Source organism: Ewingella sp. AOP8-B2-18 (assembly GCF_052376015.1).
In the GTDB taxonomy this organism is placed as follows: Bacteria; Pseudomonadota; Gammaproteobacteria; order Enterobacterales; family Enterobacteriaceae; genus Ewingella; species Ewingella allii.
Map to the genome: position 1 here is coordinate 388,544 of NZ_JBQSVB010000002.1, position 19,686 is coordinate 408,229.

20 protein-coding genes and 3 tRNA genes are annotated in these 19,686 nt (G+C 50.7%); 10 read left to right on the forward strand and 13 right to left on the reverse strand.

What is annotated here, in order from left to right; translation table 11 throughout:
* From ACT3RR_RS05955 to rutA, 5 genes are read right to left on the reverse strand one after another with little or no spacing between them, the layout of a single operon-like run.
* Positions 1 to 591 (reverse strand): malonic semialdehyde reductase, encoded by a 591-nt coding sequence (locus ACT3RR_RS05955; RefSeq protein WP_496199938.1) that lies wholly within the window; start codon positions 589 to 591, stop codon positions 1 to 3.
* Entirely contained in the window at positions 576 to 1,415 is an 840-nt protein-coding gene (gene rutD / locus ACT3RR_RS05960) for a pyrimidine utilization protein D (RefSeq protein WP_496199939.1), read from the reverse strand. The genes ACT3RR_RS05955 and rutD overlap by 16 nt, the downstream gene beginning before the upstream one ends.
* Positions 1,416 to 1,444: 29 nt before the next feature.
* Positions 1,445 to 1,831: a pyrimidine utilization protein C gene (gene rutC / locus ACT3RR_RS05965; RefSeq protein WP_496199940.1), complete on the reverse strand. Its 387-nt coding sequence runs from the start codon at positions 1,829 to 1,831 to the stop codon at positions 1,445 to 1,447.
* A 20-nt stretch (positions 1,832 to 1,851) separates the two neighbouring features.
* On the reverse strand, positions 1,852 to 2,616 hold the full coding sequence (gene rutB / locus ACT3RR_RS05970) for a pyrimidine utilization protein B (protein ID WP_496199941.1): 765 nt from the start codon (positions 2,614 to 2,616) through the stop codon (positions 1,852 to 1,854).
* The gene (rutA, locus tag ACT3RR_RS05975) at positions 2,616 to 3,716 is read right to left on the reverse strand and encodes a pyrimidine utilization protein A (RefSeq protein WP_353502596.1); all 1,101 of its coding nucleotides are present in this window, start codon (positions 3,714 to 3,716) and stop codon (positions 2,616 to 2,618) included. Before rutA ends, rutB begins: the two co-directional genes overlap by 1 nt.
* A gap of 345 nt (positions 3,717 to 4,061) precedes the next feature.
* Between rutA and rutR the strand changes: the two genes are divergently transcribed.
* A complete protein-coding gene (rutR, locus tag ACT3RR_RS05980; protein ID WP_496200063.1) occupies positions 4,062 to 4,733 on the forward strand; it encodes an HTH-type transcriptional regulator RutR in 672 nt (223 codons plus the stop codon).
* Positions 4,734 to 4,855: 122 nt separating this feature from the next.
* On the opposite strand, the gene cycA is transcribed toward rutR, so the two are convergent.
* Positions 4,856 to 6,256 carry a D-serine/D-alanine/glycine transporter gene (gene cycA / locus ACT3RR_RS05985; protein ID WP_353502594.1) on the reverse strand — a complete coding sequence of 467 codons (1,401 nt, stop codon included), beginning with the start codon at positions 6,254 to 6,256 and terminating at the stop codon, positions 4,856 to 4,858.
* 1,207 nt (positions 6,257 to 7,463) lie between these two features.
* On the opposite strand from cycA, the gene ACT3RR_RS05990 reads away from it, so the two are divergent.
* Positions 7,464 to 7,847 (forward strand): hypothetical protein, encoded by a 384-nt coding sequence (locus ACT3RR_RS05990; RefSeq protein ID WP_485901266.1) that lies wholly within the window; start codon positions 7,464 to 7,466, stop codon positions 7,845 to 7,847.
* 134 nt (positions 7,848 to 7,981) lie between these two features.
* On the opposite strand, the gene fabV is transcribed toward ACT3RR_RS05990, so the two are convergent.
* Both fabV and ACT3RR_RS06000 read right to left on the reverse strand, forming a co-directional pair.
* Positions 7,982 to 9,181, reverse strand: coding sequence for an enoyl-ACP reductase FabV (gene fabV / locus ACT3RR_RS05995; protein WP_496199942.1), 1,200 nt, complete (start codon positions 9,179 to 9,181; stop codon positions 7,982 to 7,984).
* A 56-nt stretch (positions 9,182 to 9,237) separates the two neighbouring features.
* Positions 9,238 to 9,441 carry a hypothetical protein gene (locus ACT3RR_RS06000; protein ID WP_353502591.1) on the reverse strand — a complete coding sequence of 68 codons (204 nt, stop codon included), beginning with the start codon at positions 9,439 to 9,441 and terminating at the stop codon, positions 9,238 to 9,240.
* A gap of 215 nt (positions 9,442 to 9,656) precedes the next feature.
* On the opposite strand from ACT3RR_RS06000, the gene iraP reads away from it, so the two are divergent.
* On the forward strand, positions 9,657 to 9,941 hold the full coding sequence (iraP, locus tag ACT3RR_RS06005) for an anti-adapter protein IraP (RefSeq protein WP_353502590.1): 285 nt from the start codon (positions 9,657 to 9,659) through the stop codon (positions 9,939 to 9,941).
* A gap of 184 nt (positions 9,942 to 10,125) precedes the next feature.
* Complete coding sequence (leuA, locus tag ACT3RR_RS06010; protein ID WP_485901263.1) at positions 10,126 to 11,793, forward strand: 2-isopropylmalate synthase; 1,668 nt, start codon at positions 10,126 to 10,128, stop codon at positions 11,791 to 11,793.
* Here leuA and ACT3RR_RS06015 read toward each other — a convergent pair.
* The 3 genes from ACT3RR_RS06015 to ACT3RR_RS06025 form a co-directional block, all read right to left on the reverse strand.
* Complete coding sequence (locus ACT3RR_RS06015; RefSeq protein ID WP_496199943.1) at positions 11,790 to 12,569, reverse strand: AraC family transcriptional regulator; 780 nt, start codon at positions 12,567 to 12,569, stop codon at positions 11,790 to 11,792. The genes leuA and ACT3RR_RS06015 overlap by 4 nt on opposite strands.
* Before the next feature lie 112 nt (positions 12,570 to 12,681).
* Positions 12,682 to 12,852 (reverse strand): hypothetical protein, encoded by a 171-nt coding sequence (locus tag ACT3RR_RS06020; protein ID WP_353502587.1) that lies wholly within the window; start codon positions 12,850 to 12,852, stop codon positions 12,682 to 12,684.
* 159 nt (positions 12,853 to 13,011) lie between these two features.
* The gene (locus ACT3RR_RS06025; protein ID WP_034791456.1) at positions 13,012 to 13,236 is read right to left on the reverse strand and encodes a DUF2594 family protein; all 225 of its coding nucleotides are present in this window, start codon (positions 13,234 to 13,236) and stop codon (positions 13,012 to 13,014) included.
* 749 nt (positions 13,237 to 13,985) lie between these two features.
* On the opposite strand from ACT3RR_RS06025, the gene uvrY reads away from it, so the two are divergent.
* The 6 genes from uvrY to ACT3RR_RS06055 all read left to right on the forward strand — a co-directional run bounded on the left by uvrY (position 13,986) and on the right by ACT3RR_RS06055 (position 17,527).
* Entirely contained in the window at positions 13,986 to 14,642 is a 657-nt protein-coding gene (gene uvrY, locus ACT3RR_RS06030) for a UvrY/SirA/GacA family response regulator transcription factor (RefSeq protein ID WP_034791453.1), read from the forward strand.
* Positions 14,635 to 16,470, forward strand: a complete 1,836-nt coding sequence (gene uvrC / locus ACT3RR_RS06035; RefSeq protein WP_496199944.1) for an excinuclease ABC subunit UvrC — start codon at positions 14,635 to 14,637, stop codon at positions 16,468 to 16,470. Before uvrY ends, uvrC begins: the two co-directional genes overlap by 8 nt.
* A gap of 56 nt (positions 16,471 to 16,526) precedes the next feature.
* Positions 16,527 to 17,075, forward strand: a complete 549-nt coding sequence (gene pgsA / locus ACT3RR_RS06040; protein WP_353502585.1) for a CDP-diacylglycerol--glycerol-3-phosphate 3-phosphatidyltransferase — start codon at positions 16,527 to 16,529, stop codon at positions 17,073 to 17,075.
* Positions 17,076 to 17,222: 147 nt separating this feature from the next.
* Positions 17,223 to 17,298 (forward strand) — tRNA-Gly (locus tag ACT3RR_RS06045).
* 58 nt (positions 17,299 to 17,356) lie between these two features.
* Positions 17,357 to 17,430 (forward strand) — tRNA-Cys (locus ACT3RR_RS06050).
* Positions 17,431 to 17,441: 11 nt separating this feature from the next.
* Positions 17,442 to 17,527: transfer RNA gene (locus ACT3RR_RS06055), tRNA-Leu, on the forward strand.
* Between the two features lie 149 nt (positions 17,528 to 17,676).
* On the opposite strand, the gene ACT3RR_RS06060 is transcribed toward ACT3RR_RS06055, so the two are convergent.
* Together ACT3RR_RS06060 and proP are read right to left on the reverse strand one after the other, a co-directional pair.
* Positions 17,677 to 17,856: a GDFGVC terminal motif YodC-like protein gene (locus ACT3RR_RS06060; RefSeq protein WP_353502584.1), complete on the reverse strand. Its 180-nt coding sequence runs from the start codon at positions 17,854 to 17,856 to the stop codon at positions 17,677 to 17,679.
* 169 nt (positions 17,857 to 18,025) lie between these two features.
* On the reverse strand, positions 18,026 to 19,528 hold the full coding sequence (gene proP, locus ACT3RR_RS06065) for a glycine betaine/L-proline transporter ProP (RefSeq protein ID WP_353502583.1): 1,503 nt from the start codon (positions 19,526 to 19,528) through the stop codon (positions 18,026 to 18,028).
* Positions 19,529 to 19,686 lie beyond the last annotated feature (158 nt).

Below are 19,686 nucleotides of genomic sequence, written 5' to 3' on the forward strand. Positions count from 1 at the left end.
TCAGACCAGCCTACAGGCGCGGTCAAAGTCAAGGCGCGGCAGACGGGCGTAGACTTTGCTGCTGTCGCCATAGCCGATGTTTATCAGGAAGTTGGACTTCCAGCCCAGCTCTGACATAAATGCGGCATCCACTTTAGTAGGGTCAAAGCCGGACATCGGTCCGGTGTCTAAACCCAGCGAACGGCAGGCCATGATCAGGTAAGCCGCCTGCAAGCTGCTGTTACGAAATGCCGTCTCATGGGCCAGTTCCGGGCTGGAGGTAAACCACGAACGGGCGTCGCCGTGAGGAAATAGCTCGGGAAGCGCCTCGTAAAACTCGGGGTCCCAGCCGACAATGGCGGTCACCGGCGCGGACATAGTTTTAGCCAGATTGCCGCTGGAAAGCGCCGGAGCCAGCTTCTCCTTAGCCTCTTGACTGCGCACAAACACAATGCGCGCCGGGCTACAGTTGGCCGAGGTTGGCCCCATGCGCGCCAGCTCGTAAACCTGCTGGAGCAGTTCATCGCTAACCGGCTTTTCCAGCCAGCCGTTATGGGTGCGGGCTTCGGTGAATAGGGTTGCCAGCGCGCTGGCGGTTAATGCTTCGGCCATGGGATCTCCGTCGGGTTAAGGCTTGAAATGGGGTTCTGGTTTTGCAGGCCGTGGGTCTGCAACCATGCCAATAAAAGTGCGTTAAAGGTGTCACTGTCGGTCACGCTCATGGCATGACCGCCGTAATTCATCTGCTGATGCTCGCCGTGGGGCAGGGCCTGCGCCAGCGAAACCGACTGGTGCCAAGGCACTAGCAGGTCGTCTTTACTGCTTAGAGCCAGCACCGGCGCGATAACCTGACTGAGCGAGTCAGTCAGGTCAGAGGTCATCAACGCTTCTAAGCGCCGCAGCAGGTTTTCCATCCCCTGAAAATGAGCGACCTGATGCTGTCTCTCTTGCTCCAGCAAATCGCGATGAGCAGAAAGCCAGTCGGCCGGGTAGAGAAACAGCGGCTGGGCCTGCACATAGGCATCAACCCCGCTGTTTAATAAAAGGTTTTGGCGCACTTCAAAGCAGCGACGGGTTTGTGAATCGAGCCTGGCCCAGCCGTTAACCACCACCAGACTTTGCAGCAGGGAAGGGTAGCGCAGAGCCAAATGCAGCCCAATAATTCCCCCCAGCGCGTGGCCGACGATATGACAACGGTCGATGTGCAGTTCATTCAGCAGCCCCGCCAGCTCGTCGGCCATATCTTCCATTCTGTAACCTGCAGGCACCTCGCCCTGACTAACGCCGGTGCCCTGCTGGTCATACAGCACCACGCGAAACTGCTCTGCTAACATCGCCAGCTGTGGCTGCCAAAAGCCGTGTACGCCGCCCAGCCCCGATGACAGCACAACGGTATCCACCGACGGAGAGTCTTTACCTAATACCTTGTAATACATGGCTAACCTCCTTGGTGAACTGTGGGTGGTTACTTGCCGATATGGGCAATCGAGGCAATTTCAATCAGGGCGTCTGGCTTAACCAAGCCGCACTGGATGCAGAAACGCGCGGGTTTTTCGCCGGGAAAGTATTCGGCATATACCTGATTCACGGCAGCGTAGTTGGCCCAGTCGGTGATGAAAATGGAGTTCATGGTGACGTCATCCATGGTGCCGCCCGCCGTTTCAATCACCTTTTTGATGATTTCCAGCACGTGGCGAGTTTGCGCAGCGGCATCGCCGATATGCACCACATTGTTGTCTTTATCAAAGGGCAGGGTTCCCGAGACGTAAACCACGCCATCGGCCAAAGTGCCCGGAACAAATGGAGCCAGCGGAACGCCGCTGCCTGCTGGAATAATCGCGCTTTTAGGCATTATTTTTCCTCAATTTATTATCAGGCTGATTTACTCAGCGGCTGCTCGCTATAACCCACGGCATCGCAGAAGCTATTGACGTTGGACACCCAGCCGAAGAAGGTTTCAATGTTGTAAATCGCGGCTTTTTGCGCGAAGTCCGGCCCGGCCTGATGAGTCGCGTCTTCCAGCACTACGCCGAAATATTCGAGGAAGAAGCCGTCGCGCAGGGTGGATTCCACGCAAACGTTAGTGGCAATGCCGGTAAATACCAGATGATGAATGCCGTAGCTGCGCAACAGGCTGTCGAGCTGGGTGTTGAAGAAGCCGCTGTAGCGCGGTTTCGGCAGCACGATGTCACCCGGCTGTGGCTGAAGTTGGTCCACTAAGTCGTAGTCCCAGTCGCCTTTTGCCAGCAGTTTTCCCATCAATTCAGGACGTTTTCGCATGGTCTTGAGTGCATTGGACTTGTGATAATTTGGCGAGCCGCTGCCGCCCGCTTCGACATACTGATTGTCCCAGCCGTTTTGGAAGAAAATGACTTTGATGCCCGCCGAGCGCGCCGCGGCAATCGCCCGCTGGATGTTTTTAATCACCGGGCCGGTGGCCGACACGTCAAAGCCCGCCAAATCCAGATAGCCGCCCTGTGAGGCGTAGGCGTTTTGCATATCCACCACGATCAGCGCGGCCTGCTGCGGGGTAAACGCAATAGTTTCCGGGCGAGCTTTTAATAGCGTTTCTTGGCCGCTGCTTTGGGTATCGCGGCGAACAACGTTTTCAGCTTTCGATTGATCAAACACGGTCATCAGGCCACCTCTTTCTGTTCAATGTTGTGAGTCAGCACGTCCTGACGGGTTTTCATCAGCGGTTGGATGTACTGGCCGAAGTTTTCAATGCCGTTTACGAAGTCGTCGAAGGTCAGCAGGATGCCCTCAGTGCCGGGGACGGTCGCGATTTCATCCAGCATTTTGGCGACGTTGGCATAGGAGCCGACCAGCGTGCCCATGTTGATATTCACCGCCGAGGTTGGGTCGGCCATCTGGCGCACATTGGTGTCGCTGCCTGACTTGGTGTCTTTGCTGCTCTGGTCGGTGAGCCACGCCAGCGCGTCGGCGTCGGCCCCGGATTTGTACAGTTCCCACTTGGCGCGGGCGGCGGCGTCGGTTTCATCGGCGATGATCATGAATAAGACATAAGAGGCGACGTCGCGCTGCTCGGCGTCTGCCGCGGTTTTCATCCGCGCGGCGGTCGGGGCGAAGGCGGTGGGCGTGTTGACGCCTTTGCCGAAGCAGAAGTTGAAATCGGCATGTTTGGCGGAGAAGGCCATGCCCGCGTCACTCTGCCCGGCGCAGATCACTTTCATCTCGGCCTGCGGGCGTGGGCTGACGCGGCAGTCATCCATCTTGAAGAACTCGCCGTCTAAGTCACAGTGGCCGGTGCCCCACAGGTCGCGCAGCACGGTGACGTATTCGGTCAGGTAGTCGTAGCGGCGGCTGAAGTAGTCGTCGCCCGGCCACATGCCCATTTGCTCATATTCCGGTTTCTGCCAGCCGGTGACCACGTTGACGCCAAAACGGCCGTTGGAGATGGAGTCAATGGTCGCGGCCATGCGGGCCACGATGGCCGGTGGCATCACTAATGTGGCGGCGGTGGCATAGAGTTTAATGCGGGAAGTCACCGCGGCGAGGCCCGCCATCAGGGTGAACGACTCCATATTGTGTTCCCAGAACTCGGTTTTGCCGCCGAAGCCGCGCAGCTTGATCATCGATAGCGCGAAGTCGAAGTTGTAGTGTTCGGCTTTTTGCACAATGGTTTTATTCAGCTCAAAAGTAGGCTGGTACTGCGGCGCAGTAGAGGAAATTAACCAGCCGTTGTTGCCGATGGGAATAAAGACACCGATTTTCATAGCTCACCTCAATTTCGTTAATCTTAACAATGGCTTGCCTGAGTCATTTGGACGGCAGACAGCGCTGTGTGAAAACGTATTGACGAGGAAGCTATTGCAAAGCCAATGCCAGTTTTTAAATCGGCTTATTTTTCAGTCGGTTGAAAAATACGCAGCATGTTTTCTGGAGTAATTGGTCTAATTCGGACCATTTGGTAAAAATTAACTGCACGCAAAACAGGCAGAGGTGGGCAAAAATGGTGCGGTTTTGTTAAAAAGTTACCTCTTTGTGGTTAATTGCAGAAATGCTCACGGGGTAAGGGATTGACGATAGTCGCAGTGAAAGTCATTTGTTATGCTCGGAATATTGCAGAAAGCGGGGCGGGAGAGGTTGTGAGTCAGCAGATTGAACATCAGAAGAAAGCGCCGACCCGGCGTTCAAAAGCCGTCGCGGCAAAGCGCAGCACCATTATGGCTGCCGCGCTGGAGTTTTTCTCGTTGTACGGCATCCACGGTACCAGTCTGGATCAGGTCGCCGAGCGCGCCGATGTGTCCAAAACCAACCTGCTGTATTACTTCCCATCAAAAGAGGATTTGTATATCGCCGTGCTGCGCGGGCTGTTGGACGTGTGGGTCGCGCCGCTGATTGCCCTGCGCGCCGAGCAGCATCCGCTATCTGCCATCAGCGAGTATATCCGCCTCAAGCTTTGCGTCTCCCGCGACCACCCGCAAGCCTCGCGGCTGTTCTGTCTGGAGATGGTGCAGGGCGCGCCGTTGTTGAAACAGGAGTTGGGCGGCAGTCTCAAGACGCTGGTGGAGGATAAGTCCGACGTCATTCGCGGCTGGATAAAGCAGGAGTTGATAGCCCCCATCGAGCCTCTGCATTTGATATTCATGCTCTGGGCGACCACCCAGCATTACGCGGATTTCAGCGTGCAAGTCGAAGCCATCAGCGGCAAAACCCTCAACGATGAGGCGTTCTTTGAACAAACAGTTCAGGGGATTCAAAGAATCATCATAGGGGGGATTCGGGTTTGAAAACCCTTTGAAACTTTTACTAGACCAGATCATTTTGTGGTTTTTTCTTGCTCCTCCCCCCTCCTGAAAGGGGAAGGAGCAAAACCAAAACATCTGAAAGACAAAGTGTTGAATTAAATAATTCAGACCTTCCGATTTCTTGTCCGGATCCAATATCCCACCGCCAACACCACAAACCACAGTGGCGTCACCATCAGGGCCTGGCGGGTATCATCCTGCAAGGTTAACAGCACCAGCACGCAGGCGAAGAATGCCATACAGACCCAGCACATCAACTTGCCTAACGGCATTTTGTAGATGGATTTCTCATGCAACTGCGGGCGCTGGCGGCGATATACCAGATACGAGCAGAGGATGATGGTCCAAACGAACATAAACAAAATGGCCGAAACCGTTGTCACCAGCGTGAATACTGTCACCACGTCGGGGATCAGATAAATCAGTACCACGCCACCCAGTAGGCAGATACAGGAGAAGGTCAGGCCGTTTGACGGCACCGCGCGGGAGGACAATTTACCAAAGGCTTTCGGCGCATTGCCTTCCTGTGCCAGACCAAACAACATGCGGCTGGTGGAGAACACGCCGCTGTTGGCGGAAGAGGCCGCCGAGGTCAGCACCACGAAGTTAATAATGCTGGCGGCAGCGGGCAAGCCGGCAATCACGAACAGCTCGACGAACGGGCTCTTATCCGGCACTACGGAGTTCCACGGCGTGACTGACATAATCATAATCAACGAGAAAACGTAGAACATGATGATGCGCAGCGGGATGGCGTTGATGGCGCGCGGCAGAGACTTCTCCGGATCTTTGGTTTCGGCTGCGGTCGTTCCGACTAATTCAATGCCGACAAAGGCGAAAATCGCTATCTGGAAGCCAGCAAAGAAGCCGCTAATGCCGTGGGGGAAGAAGCCGCCGTCATTCCACAGGTTACTGAACGAGGCAACCGAGCCGGTTGGCGTCTCAAAGTGAGTCAATACCATCACCAGGCCGGTGATAATTAAGCCGACGATGGCGACGATTTTAATCATCGCGAACCAGAACTCCATCTCACCAAACATTTTAACGGTGGCGAGGTTCAGGCTCAGCAAGAGTAAAACGCAGAGTAAAGAGGCTATCCACTGCGACAAGCCGGGGAACCAGAATTGTGCATAAGCAGTAATGGCCACCACGTCGGCGATGCCGGTGACTACCCAGCAGAACCAGTAGGTCCAGCCCGTAAAGTAGCCCGCCCACGGACCCAGCAGGTCAGCGGCGAAGTCGCTGAAGGATTTATATTCAAGGTTAGAAAGCAGCAGTTCACCCATCGCACGCATTACGAAAAACAGCATAAAGCCGATGATCATATAAACGAAGATGATGGATGGACCCGCCAGGCTGATGGTTTTCCCCGATCCCATGAACAGGCCGGTACCAATAGCGCCACCGATAGCAATAAGCTGGATATGCCGGTTACTGAGGTTGCGCCGCAGGTTATCTGCGCCTTCCTCTTCCGGCTTGCTGAGGATTTTAGACTCGTCTTGCATGTTGTATTGATTCCTGTTTTTTCGCCCTAATAGCGCTGAACGCTGCACCATATCGCGCTTTTTCTCATCTATTGAGCTCTGAATGGCTCTTTTTCGTACTTCTCAGTCATGAACACCGATAAGTGCTGTAATACTAATGTTAAAACGTAGCTTATTATAACCAACATGAAAATTAAGGATGAAACTAACGTATAGTATTTTTTACATAAATGATGAATGTCTGTTAATTAAACAACCCACGATCCATCAGGCGCGAATAATACGCGTTTTACACGTGATGGGAATCACAAATGTTTATGAGAATGACTGCAAGATAATTGAAAAACGCGAGGTAGGCCTAGAGGCAGAGTAATTATTCATCACAATGATGCTGGTGCGACAGGTGCGACGACTGATTTTTCTATAAAAATTTGTTCGAATGCCGGATAGATACAGGCCAATTGCATAAAATTTTTGATATTTTTGATCTTGTAACAGGGGCATAAGAAATGAGCTTGGTAGATAACACTATGAAGAAAAGTACTACTTAAAGGGAAGGTTAGGGGCTGGTTTATTCTTATTTTATAAGAAACTTTAATGGGTAAATATTAAGCAATAAAAAGCTAGTGTGAACGTTTATTATATTAAGGATTTGTTATTTCCATGATGTATGAGATTTATTTCATTTGTTGGGTTTTTCAGATAAATGTTTATTTAATTTATATTTAAATAGTTGAGTTGAGTGGCTGTATTTATTATTCATCATTATACCGAAGAATACCAATATTAACGAAGCTGAATCAAAAAAATCATATATCAGGTTAGTGGTGAAAGTCTTGTGATCGGTGTTTCGCAGAGATCAACCCCACAGGAGTTGCAATGTGAAGTGATTTGAATGTATGTGAACTTTGTGTGACGAAAAAATCACCAGTGAAGCCAGGTCTAGGTTGAGATGAGTCTATGGGTTGAGTGCCTGTAAGCAAATGTAAGTTATCATTTTTATAATATTTATTAGATGATTACGCTTCAAGTTAACCCTTTCATAAAAAGATTTAGTAAGAAAAACTATCAATAGACAGCTTTGTAACCTAAGTAGCTTCTAAAATTTCCACTTTCACCCAATGGTTATAAATCTTGAACTTTTTTGTATGATAGTGGTGGAAATCATAAAAATTTAGGATTATTCTGTACGCGCTCTCACTTATTTGTGTTTTCTACAGGTATCAGGATGATGAAAATTAAGCCATTGTTTTTGTGCGTGATTCCACTTGCACTAGTTGCTTCATTTGCATACGGGAATTATGGAAGTGCTAAAACCCCAATTTATGTAAAGGACGCAGTTGCCTCTGTAAGTTCTAAAATGTCATATAGCTTTGGAATGAGTAAATGCCTGCCTGCTGCTGAAAAAGACGGTTCATGGCAAATTCAATGCTCGCCAATTAAGGGTGGGGAGCCTCTTCAGTTTGTCGTCTACCCAGCAGAAAAATCGCCTTATGATGTCGCAACGTCATTTTATCTAATCGCCAATAACGATATGGCTAGAAAAAATGCCGACAGAGGTCTTTTAAGCTATTTAATGATCGACGTTGATAAAAAAGAACATAAGATTTAACGTTTTTGATATATAAATAGAATTAAAGTGAAAAATAAGCCTCGCCATTGCGAGGTTTTTTTGTTTTGTAACACCCAAAAAAAAAACCTGCAATTAAGCAGGCTTTTTGTTTTCAGCGTTTGAACGATTAAGATTTAAATTAATTCGATGACGTCGAAGTTCACTTCGGCGCTGACGTCAGCGTCGTAATCCACGCCTTTCAGGCCGAAGCCGAACAGGCGCAGGAACTCTTCTTTGTAGCTCTGGTAATCAGTCAGCTGATAGATATTGTCATCGTTCAGTTGCTTCCAGATTTCGCCACAGGTTTTCTGCACTTCGTCACGCAGTTCCCAGTCATCCAGGCGCAGACGGTTTTTGTCGTCGGTGGACGGAGTCTGGTCATTGTACATTTTGGTCGCAAACAGGCGTTGGATCTGCTCGATACAGCCTTCGTGGATACCTTGCTCTTTCATGATTTTGAATACGATAGAGATGTACAGAGGCATAACCGGAATCGCAGCAGAAGCCTGAGTCACGACAGATTTCAGTACTGCAACGTTAGCCGAGCCGCCTTTGGCTTTCAGTCTGGTATCGATAGCCTGGGCTGCGCGATCCAAGTCTTCTTTCGCCTTGCCCAACGTTCCGTGCCAGTAGATTGGCCAGGTCAGCTCAGTACCGATGTAGGAGTAAGCCACGGACTTGGCGTTGTCCGCCAACACGCCAGCGTCTGCCAGAGCGTTGATCCACAGCTCCCAGTCCTGGCCGCCCATCACTTTGATGGTATCAGCGATTTCTTGCTCGTTTGCAGGTTCAACCACGGCAGAAACCAGCTTGTCTTTGTTGGTGTCCAGCGCGGTAGATTGATACGGTTCGCCGATAGGTTTCAGGGCTGAACGCACCAGCTCGCCGCTATCTGGCATTTTGCGCACTGGAGAAGCCAGTGAGTAAACCACCAGATCGATTTGGCCGAGATCTTCTTTAATCAGCTTGATCACGGTGTCGCGGCATTCGTTAGAGAATGCATCGCCGTTGACGCTTTTAGAGTACAGACCTTCTTCTTTGGCTGCTTTATCGAAGGCCGCGGCGTTGTACCAGCCAGCAGAACCGGTTTTCGCTTCGCTACCCGGTTTTTCGAAGAACACGCCGATGGTGGCTGCGTCTGAACCGAAAGCAGCATTAATTCTTGAGGCAAGCCCATAACCCGTAGAGGCACCGATGACCAGGACGCGTTTTGGTCCGTCTTTCAGTTTGCCTTGCGCTTTCACGTAGGCAATTTGCTCACGCACGTTGGCTTCACAGCCTACCGGATGAGTGGTCGTACAGATAAAGCCGCGAATTTTAGGTTTGATTATCATGAATGGTTTATCTTGGTTGCTTATAAAAGGAAGACAATATTACTTAATATTGGCTCTTATTTCTCGTAGAAATTTCTGAAGGCCTTTGGCGTGTCCACGCTGGCCCAGCGTATTTCACTCTCAGGGTGCAGGCTGATGGTGCCATCGCCCCACGCAATGTAGTAAGAAACATCCCCCGATAGCGGTTCAAAGATGTTGGTGACAACACCCTTAATTTCGCCGGATTGATGCTTAACGATGCTGCCTTTCTGGAAAATCATACCGCCTCCCTTAGCACGACCGCGATGTTTCATGCCAGCATAATTCCAACTTAGCATAGCGCAAAGTGAGCGGGGGAGAATGTGGCGAATTTAGAAGGCTTCTGGCATAAATAGCGCAGGAAAAAGTTATATCATCATGGTGTGATAGTGCTAACTTCCGCTGCGCAAGATTCGGTGCTAATTTCGATTGTGCAGAATTAACCAAGGGTGCCCAAATGAAAAATTTAATGATCGATGTGCTGATCAAACTGTCCAAAGTCGAAGTAGAGGCTAAAGAGCTGGTGGCTCAGGTTGAAGCGCAATCCTTGCTTATTGCTGCTCTGGTTCTTTCGGTGAGTAAAGAATCAAAGGACGATATTTCAACCAATATCCACAATGCGGTTTTAGCGGCGGCGAAATCGTCGGATGAGATTCTACAATCAGACGTGGAACTCATTCTTTCCCACTTTGATCGCTTATTAAAAGTCACACGCTTTGTGGCTGAAAATGCAGAAGAGTAAATCGCTTTGGGCTACAGAATTCTGTAGCCCATTTCGTTTGCCCAACCCCTCCCATCTCTCCCTTTTTCCGGTTGTCCGTTTCTCACGGGTCACTGTCAGTTAGCGAGGCGCGCCGTCTGGCGGCTTGCGGCATACTCTTTTCAGGCTGCGGCATGAGGCCAGCAGTGTTGAATGGAGAATTACCATGTTAGTCGACCCTTCTCAGAAATATCGTTCCTTTCCGCCAGTCAATCTGGCCGATCGTCAATGGCCGGGAAAAGTGCTGAATAAGGTGCCGCAGTGGTGTTCAAGCGATCTACGCGATGGCAACCAGTCACTCGCCGAACCGATGGATAACGAGCGTAAACGCCAGTTCTTTGATGTGTTGGTGCGCTGTGGTTTCAAGCAGATAGAAGTGGCTTTCCCCTCGGCGTCGCAAACCGATTTTGATTTCGTGCGTGGGCTGATTGAAGACAACGCGATCCCGGAAGATGTCTATATTCAGGTGCTTACGCCATCACGCCCGGACCTGATCGAGCGTACTTTTGAAGCGTTAAAGGACGTGCCGCGCGCTATCGTCCACCTTTATAACGCCACGGCGCCGATTTTCCGCGACGTGGTTTTCAATCAGGATAAAGCGGCAACGCGCGAACTGGCGGTGCGCGGCGCTAAGCAGATTCGCCAACTGTGCGAACAGTATCCGCAAACCCAGTGGACCTTCGAATATTCGCCGGAAACCTTCTGTTTTACCGAGCTGGAATTCTCTTTAGAGATTTGCGAAGCCGTGGCTGAAGTGTGGCAACCCAACGCCCAGCGCCCGATGATCATCAACTTGCCCGCCACCGTCGAGGTCAGCACGCCGAACATCTATGCCGATCAGATTGAGTGGTTCTGTCGTCACTTTAGCCGTCGCGATCGGGTGTCGATCAGTGTGCATCCGCATAATGACCGTGGAACTGGCGTAGCCTGTGCCGAACTGGCAATGCTGGCAGGGGCCGACCGGGTAGAAGGTTGCCTGTTTGGCAACGGCGAGCGCACGGGCAATGTGGATTTGGTCACCCTGGCGCTGAATTTCTACACGCAGGGTATTTCGCCTGGCTTAGATTTCAGCAACTTGCAGAGCCTGGTGGAGATTGTCGAGCAGTGCAACCAGCTGCCGGTACATCCGCGCCACCCGTATGCGGGTGAGCTGGTGTTTACCGCTTTCTCCGGTTCTCATCAGGATGCAATCAAAAAAGGCTTCGCAGCTCAGGCCAGCCGTGGCGATGCTTACTGGCAAGTCCCTTACTTGCCGCTGGACCCTGCCGACGTGGGCTGCAGCTATGAGGCGGTGATCCGCGTCAACAGCCAGTCAGGGAAAAGCGGCGCGGCATGGCTGCTCGAGCAAAATCATGGTCTGAAATTGCCACGCGGCTTGCAGATAGCCTTCAGTAAAGCCGTCCAGCGCGAAACCGATACCACCGGCAAAGAGATGAGCACCAGCGATATATGGCGTCTGTTCCGCCAGCGCTATGGCTTGGTGGATCAGCCGGTGCTGCAACTGCTGGGTTATGACATCCGCAGCGATGAGCGAAACCAGTACCACTTCAGCGCCCGAGTGAAATATCAGGGGCAGGATCTGACATTGTCAGGCAGCGGCAACGGCCTGTTGTCCGGCGCGGTGGATGCTCTGAGCGGGCACTTTGACTTGCAGCTCGACATCGGCGATTACCACGAGCACACGCTGGGGCATCAGAGCCACAGCCGCGCGGTGGCGTACGTCAGTTGCCAGCGCAAGCAGGGGGAAACCTTCTACGGCGTAGGGATTGATAGCGATGTGTCCAGCGCCTCGTTGCAGGCCCTGTTTAACGCCGTCGCTCAATTTTTGAATTAAGCGACGGGCAGAGGGAAATCGAGAGAGAAATAGTCGCTGGGCGATACGCCCAGCGCGCGTTTAAACATCGCACTAAAGGCGCTAGGGCTGTCATAGCCTAGTTCTAGCGCCACGTCTAAAACTGACGTTCCTGCCGCCAGCGCGTTAATCCCCGCCAGAAGCCTTGCTCGCCTAACCCAATCACTAAACCGCAGTCCGGTTTCACGCTGAAATCGGCGCGACAGGGTGCGCCCGCTGATTTGCAGTTGTGCAGCCACATCTTCTAACTCCCACGGGTAAGAGAGAGCCTGCTGAATTTCACGGCAAACCGCCAATAGTGCGGCATCTCTTGGCTCCGGCAGGTGTAAAGGCAGCACCGGCAGCAGCCGCAGCTCATCGAGCAGCAACTCCATCACACGCTCCTCGCGCCCGCCAACCAGATAGTCTGCGGGAATTGCCAAAGAGGAGGAGATCAGCTCGCGCAGCAAAGGCGATATTTGAACTACCTGACATTGCGAAGGAAGGTCCGCGCGGGCCAGAGAGTCAACAAACACCGTTCTGGCTTTGACGCCGCCGATAAAGCGCAACCTGTGGCGGACATGGGCCGGAAGCCACACCCCGCGCCCCGGCGGTACCATCCAAATCCCCATTTCGGTACTGACTTCCACCACGCCGTTCAAAGTGTGAATGAGCTGCGAGCAGCTGTGGCTATGAGGGGCTTCGCACTCGCCGTGTTGATATTCTACCGCGCGTGAAGCAAGGGATTGAAAAGGTGAAAGTGGGGAAGTGTGCTGCATCGGTCGATTATCCGGGCTAAAAATAAAGCGCGTTGGGGCTAAACAGGCTGAAATGGCAGGGACGCTCTCCCTGCCCAACGATAGCATCGCGCTTTATCCGTGACTGAAGGACTTATTTATGGCGGTTTTTCTTCGCTTCTTCAACAGCTTGCTTGGCCTCTTCGGCTTTTTGCTGAAGCTCTTCTTCGGTCATTTGCTCGGCAACTTCGTGCAATTTCGCCAATCCGTCGCTGATATGAACTTCATCAGCCTTGGTTTTATTTTCGCTCTTATTCTCGCTCATCGTTTTTATCCTATTTGTAAGACATCTCTCGGGAGAAACGGTCTGGTAGAGAAAGTTGAAGTTAGATTTTAGCAGAAAGCGGGGGAAGGTGAGGGAGGGAAGTGTGCTAGAAGCCGCGAAGGCTAAGGCCCGCAGCGCAGCGGGCCTGACAGTGACGGCTTACTGGCGGTAAGCGAACTTAATCTGTTGCAGGGAGTTTCTGAAGATCTCAGCCTGCTTTTCATCTTCCATTTGAGCGGCAAATCTTTCCATGTTAAGCATCACTTTGCCCGCGTCCGCCTGGCCAATGGCTTTGAGGATCAACGTTAAAGTGGCTTTTAAACAGGCAACTTCCGTGGCCAGAGTTTCGACGTTGGCTTCAGTGGTAAAATCACATTGACTCATTTGGGCTCCAAAGCTGTTTCCAGCTCAATCAGATAATGATATTTCAGACAGTTTTCAGCAGCCTGAAAGAAAGTGCGGCCATTCTACCACATTCATTCCCTGCTCGTTACGGGCGTGTTTTGGAGCAGGACAGCAGAAACAGGCAGGCAAGAGTGAGTGAGGATGGTAAAGAGACTCAACCTGATTTTGAGATTGAGTATTTTTCATGTCTAAACGGATTTTTATTCATTTAGCATTCATAAGAATTTACTGAGGAAAATAATAATAAATCTTCATATGATAGATATAGAAGCAGTAAGCCCCGTTGTTTAATTGAGCGTTAATTTTTACCGTACTTAAATTCACTGTCTATGGCTGGTTAATGTTTTACACCTTATTGTTTTTATGGTGAGGGTGGATTTTTTCTTGTTGATTTTTATCGATTTTTTGTTGAAATGTTGCTGGTGAAGATGGCATCTTGTTTTTACATGCTATCTCGCATTTTTTTACAGACATTCCGTGGTCAAGCGCAGGTGTATGGAGTAAAATGTCGCTGTTAATTAAATTAGCATACATTTCTGAGGTTTTATTTATATTCGCTGTCAATGTCTGACAGCCAGGTCAGCAGCTCCATATTAGACCTGTTAATGCTGCACTCTCTTGGTTTACAAGCTGTCCAAAGTTCTTTATTGACGTGCATAACGTAATATCGCCTGCCGACAAGCCATGAAACATGACTGTGTGTCGCCTTTATTTTTGGAGAATTCTCTTTGATTAGCGTTCTTCTTGTTGATGACCACGAATTGGTGCGCGCAGGGATTCGACGCATTCTGGAAGACATCAAAGGCATCAAAGTTGTGGGTGAAGCCCAGTGTGGCGAGGACGCCGTGAAGTGGTGTCGCAGCAATGATGTTGATATTGTTTTGATGGATATGAATATGCCGGGGATCGGCGGGTTGGAAGCGACCAAAAAAATCGTCCGCTTTTCTCCAGATATTAAGATAATCATGTTGACTATCTACACTGAGAATCCACTACCAGCCAAAGTGATGCAGGCGGGGGCTTCTGGCTATCTGAGCAAGGGCGCTGCGCCACAAGAAGTGGTGAATGCGATTCGCTTAGTTGATTCCGGCCAACGTTACATCGCCTCTGATATCGCCCAGCAGATGGCCCTTAGCCAGATTGAACCTCAGTCAGAAACGCCGTTCGACAGCCTTTCTGAGCGTGAGTTGCAGATTATGTTGATGATCACCAAGGGTCAGAAGGTCAATGAAATTTCGGAGCAACTTAGCTTGAGTCCGAAGACCGTTAACAGTTATCGTTATCGGATGTTTAGTAAATTGAATATCAGCGGTGATGTTGAATTGACCCACCTTGCTATCCGGCACGGTTTGTTTAACGCGGAGACTTTGTCTGGCAGTGAGTGATGAGCGATTCGACCCAAAAGCCTTTCTAAAAACGGTCACCAGCCAACCGGGCGTCTACAGGATGTACGACGCCAGCGGCACCGTTATTTATGTCGGCAAAGCAAAAGACCTGAAAAAACGTCTTTCCAGCTACTTCCGCGTCCAGGTTTCCAGTCGCAAAACCGAAACTCTGGTCAAAAATATCGCCCAAATTGACGTCACCGTCACCCATACCGAAACCGAAGCGCTGCTGCTCGAGCATAACTACATCAAGCTCTATCAGCCTCGCTACAACGTGCTGCTGCGCGATGATAAATCTTATCCGCTAATTTTCTTAAGTGCTGATAATCATCCGCGCCTCTCCATTCATCGCGGAGCCAAGCACGCCAAGGGCGAGTATTTCGGCCCTTTTCCCAACTCCTACGCCGTGCGCGAGTCTCTGGCTCTGCTACAAAAACTTTTCCCAATTCGCCAATGTGAAAACAGTGTTTATCGCAACCGTTCGCGCCCCTGTTTGCAATATCAAATTGGCCGCTGCCTTGGCCCTTGCGTCAAAGGCTTGGTCAGCGAAGAAGAGTACAAAGCACAGGTCGAATACGTGCGTTTATTCTTGGCTGGCAAAGATCAGCAAGTGTTAACCCAGCTGATTGCCAGAATGGAAGAGGCCAGCAAGGCATTACATTTTGAAGAAGCTGGGCGCATTCGCGACCAGATTCAGGCAGTGCGTCGCGTGACTGAACGGCAATTTGTGTCGGGTAACAGCGAAGATTTGGACGTCATCGGCGTCTCCTTCGAGTCCGGCATGGCCTGTCTGCACGTGCTGTTTATTCGCCAAGGCAAAGTATTGGGCAGCCGCAGTTACTACCCGAAAGTGCCGGGCGGCACCGATTTAGCCGAAGTGGTGCAAACCTTCGTCGGCCAGTTCTATCTGCAGGGCAGCCAGTCGCGCACTCTGCCGGGGGAAATCCTGCTCGACTTCAATCTGCCGGAAAAAGATTTGTTGGCGGAGTCGCTCAGCGAGCTTGCTGGCCGCAAGGTGCAGATTCAGAGCAAACCGCGCGGCGACCGCGCGCGCTATTTGAAATTGGCCCGTACCAACGCTTCGACCGCGCTCACCACCAAATTAGCCCAACAGTCGACTATCCATCAGCGCATGGCTGAATTGGCCAAAACGCTGCATTTGTCGGAAATTAACCGTATGGAATGCTTCGATATCAGCCATACTATGGGCGAGCAGACCGTGGCGTCTTGCGTTGTTTTCGATGCTAATGGCCCATTACGCTCCGAATATCGCCGCTATAACATTACCGGCATCACGCCGGGCGATGATTACGCGGCGATGGCGCAGGTACTGAGCCGACGTTATGGCAAATCGCTCGAAGAGAAAAAAATTCCTGACGTGATCTTTATCGATGGCGGTAAAGGCCAGTTGGGCATGGCAAAAGACGTTTTTGCTTCTCTCGACGTGGACTGGGATAAATCCAAGCCGCTGCTGATTGGTATTGCTAAAGGCGCTGACCGTAAAGCGGGCCTAGAGACGCTGTTCTTTGTGCCAGAAGGCGAGGGGATTTCACTGCCTTCTGACTCGCCGGCGCTGCACCTTATTCAACATATTCGTGATGATTCTCATAATCACGCGATCACCGGCCACCGGCAGAAACGGGCTAAAGTCCGCAATACCAGTGCATTAGAAGAGATAGAAGGCGTCGGCCCGAAACGTCGGCAAGTTTTACTGAAATACATGGGGGGCATTCAGCCATTGTTGAATGCCAGTATTGAGGAAATTGCACAGGTGCCGGGTATTTCTCACGCATTGGCAGAAAAGATCCATAATGCGTTGAAACCCTAAGAGCGATGTAGCAACATACTCATAATAACCACACAAGACAGACAGTTACCTACGCCATGCAATTTAATATACCGACGTGCCTCACCCTGTTTCGCGTTGTACTTATCCCGTTTTTCGTGCTGGCGTTCTATTTGCCCTATGTCTGGGCACCTATGGCCTGCGCGCTGATCTTCGTTTTTGCGGCCATCACCGACTGGTTTGATGGTTATCTGGCTCGCCGCTGGAAGCAAACCACGCGTTTTGGCGCCTTCCTCGACCCTGTGGCTGATAAAGTCATGGTGGCGATGGCGCTGGTGCTGGTGGCCGAATACTTCCACGCCTGGTGGATAACCCTGCCTGCGGCAACCATGATTGCTCGTGAGATCATTATTTCAGCCCTGCGCGAGTGGATGGCTGAAATTGGTAAACGCAGCAGCGTGGCGGTTTCTTGGATTGGCAAAGTGAAAACTACTGCGCAGATGTTATCGCTGGTGGCGCTGCTTTGGCGTCCTGATGCCATCGTTATTTGGGTTGGCGTCGGTGCTTTATACATTGCCGCGGTGCTGACTTTCTGGTCAATGTTCCAATATTTGAACGCTGCGCGTCACGATTTGCTGGAACCCTGATCAAACTGAGTTAAAAACCGTCAAACGATCGTTATGTGTGGATAATTTTATTGACTCATTGCGTCAGGTAAGTAGAATGCATCGCATCAGACGGCAGCCAAGCGCAAGCCTGAAGATAGTTAAAAAAATCAGCAAGTTCTGATTATTGCGGGAATAGCTCAGTTGGTAGAGCACGACCTTGCCAAGGTCGGGGTCGCGAGTTCGAGTCTCGTTTCCCGCTCCAAATTTATTAAACAGGTTCAGATATCTGTTTAAGTGCAAGATTAGTAGTAAGAATTAAAGGCGCGTTAACAAAGCGGTTATGTAGCGGATTGCAAATCCGTCTAGTCCGGTTCGACTCCGGAACGCGCCTCCAATTTTCCCGGAGCCCGGGTGGTGGAATCGGTAGACACAAGGGATTTAAAATCCCTCGGCCTTAGGCTGTACGAGTTCAAGTCTCGTCCCGGGTACCATGGGAAAATTAGCTGAATAATCAAAAGCAATATGTAGTAATGTCGTTATAGCCACCTTCGGGTGGTTTTTTTATGCCTAAAATTCACCTAATCATCTGCAAATAACGCATTGAATCGACAAGAGATCCAATGCGCTTCTTCATGGGCAATCAGCACACGCCAAAATCGCCGTCTTCGTGGTACAGGTTGACGGAGTCAGCCTGCACGCTGATCTCTTTCTTGGCGCTGTCGTCTGCCCGCACGCAAAGCAGCGTATTTCCCTCTACCGCGGTCACGATCATTTTTGGCCCGCCGGTCTTTGATTGCACAACGTCTTGTGGCTTAAACATGGTGTCTCCTTGGTTTTAACTCTTCACAATATCAGGATTTATCATAGGACAATCCATGCCTACCAGCACTGAATCTTTAAGTGAGATGAAGTGGGGAAGGGGAGCAGCCATAGAAAAGCCGGTCAGCTTGCACTGACCGGCTTGGAGTACACATCAACCCGTCGTGGGATTAATTAATCTCAGGGTGCTGGGCGATAAGATTTTTACGCTTAGTCTCGAGTTCGGCAATCTGAGCATCAATATCTTCGATTTTCTGCTCAATATTGTCGTGGTGTTCTTGTAGGATCTCTTTAGCCTCTGCTTTGTCAGACGCCGCAGGCGTTGCCCCTTTTAGTGGGCGGTTAGCCGTTTCCTTCATGAACACGCCCGTAACCAGACCAATCACCGACACCGTCATCAGGTAGTAGGCAGGCATATAGAGGTTCTGAGTGGACTCAACCAGCCATGCTGCGAAGGTTGGAGTGATACCCGCTACCATAATGGAAATATTAAAGGCGATGGCCAGTGCGCTATAGCGAATATTGGTTGGGAACATCGCTGGCAGCGTGGACGCCATGACGCCGATGAAACAGTTCAGCAGCACCGCCAACATCAGCAAACCACAGAAAATCAGGCCAATCACGCCACTGTTAATCAAAATGAAGCTTGGGATCGCCAGAATGAACAGGCCAATACTGCCGGTGATGATAAAGGGTTTACGACCAATTTTATCACTCAGCATACCGATGAACGGCTGCACAAACAGCATCCCGACCATGATAGCGATGATGATCAACACGCCGTGATCTTCAGAGTAGTGCAGGCTGTGTGACAGATAGCTCGGCATGTAGGTCAACAGCATGTAGTAGGTGACGTTGGTGGTAATAACGATACCTACGCAGACAATCAGGCTTTTCCACTGCTTGGTGAAGATTTCACGGAAAGAGACCTTCGGCGGCTCGGCAATGTTGTTGCGCGAGTCGGTATCCATCTTATCAACGTGCTGCTGGAAGGTTGGGGTTTCTTCCAAAGCGTGGCGCAAGTAGATACCAATCAGGCCCAGCGGCGCGGCGATGAAGAACGGAATACGCCAGCCCCAGTCGAGGAAGTTCTGCTCGCCGACGATGCTCGAAATCAGGATAACGACACCGGCACCTAAGACGAAACCGGCGATGGAACCGAAGTCCAGCCAGCTGCCCAGGAAGCCACGCTTTCTGTCTGGAGAGTATTCGGAAACAAAGATAGCTGCGCCGGTGTATTCACCACCCACCGAGAAGCCCTGTGCCAGTTTCGCTAATAGCAGCAGAATCGGCGCCCAGATACCAATAGTGGCGTAGCCCGGTATTAAGCCGATACAGAAGGTACTGACCGACATAATGATAATGGTGATCGACAGGACTTTCTGGCGACCAAACTTATCACCTAAAGCCCCAAAGAAAAGACCGCCCAGAGGTCTAACAAGGAAAGGAACCGAGAACGTGGCCAATGCCGCGATCATCTGAATGCCGGGATCTGCACCAGGGAAGAACACCTGTCCTAATGCGAAAGCAACAAAGCCATAAACACCGAAATCGAACCATTCCATCGCGTTACCCAACGCAGCGGCGGTGATGGCTTTTTTCAATTTTGTATCGTCAATGATAGTAATATCATTGATTTGCATCGGTTTAACGCGTTTTTTTCTTAATCTCATTTATTACGTCCTTTGTTCAAATAACTCCACGGTGCAAAGCGTGAGATATTGAGCTGCTAACTACTTTTTAGATTTTTCAAATCATTATAGGACGCTTTTGTAAGCTTGTGCAAAGAGCGACTATTTTGTGAACAGTCGCAGCACAAAATGAATTTGAG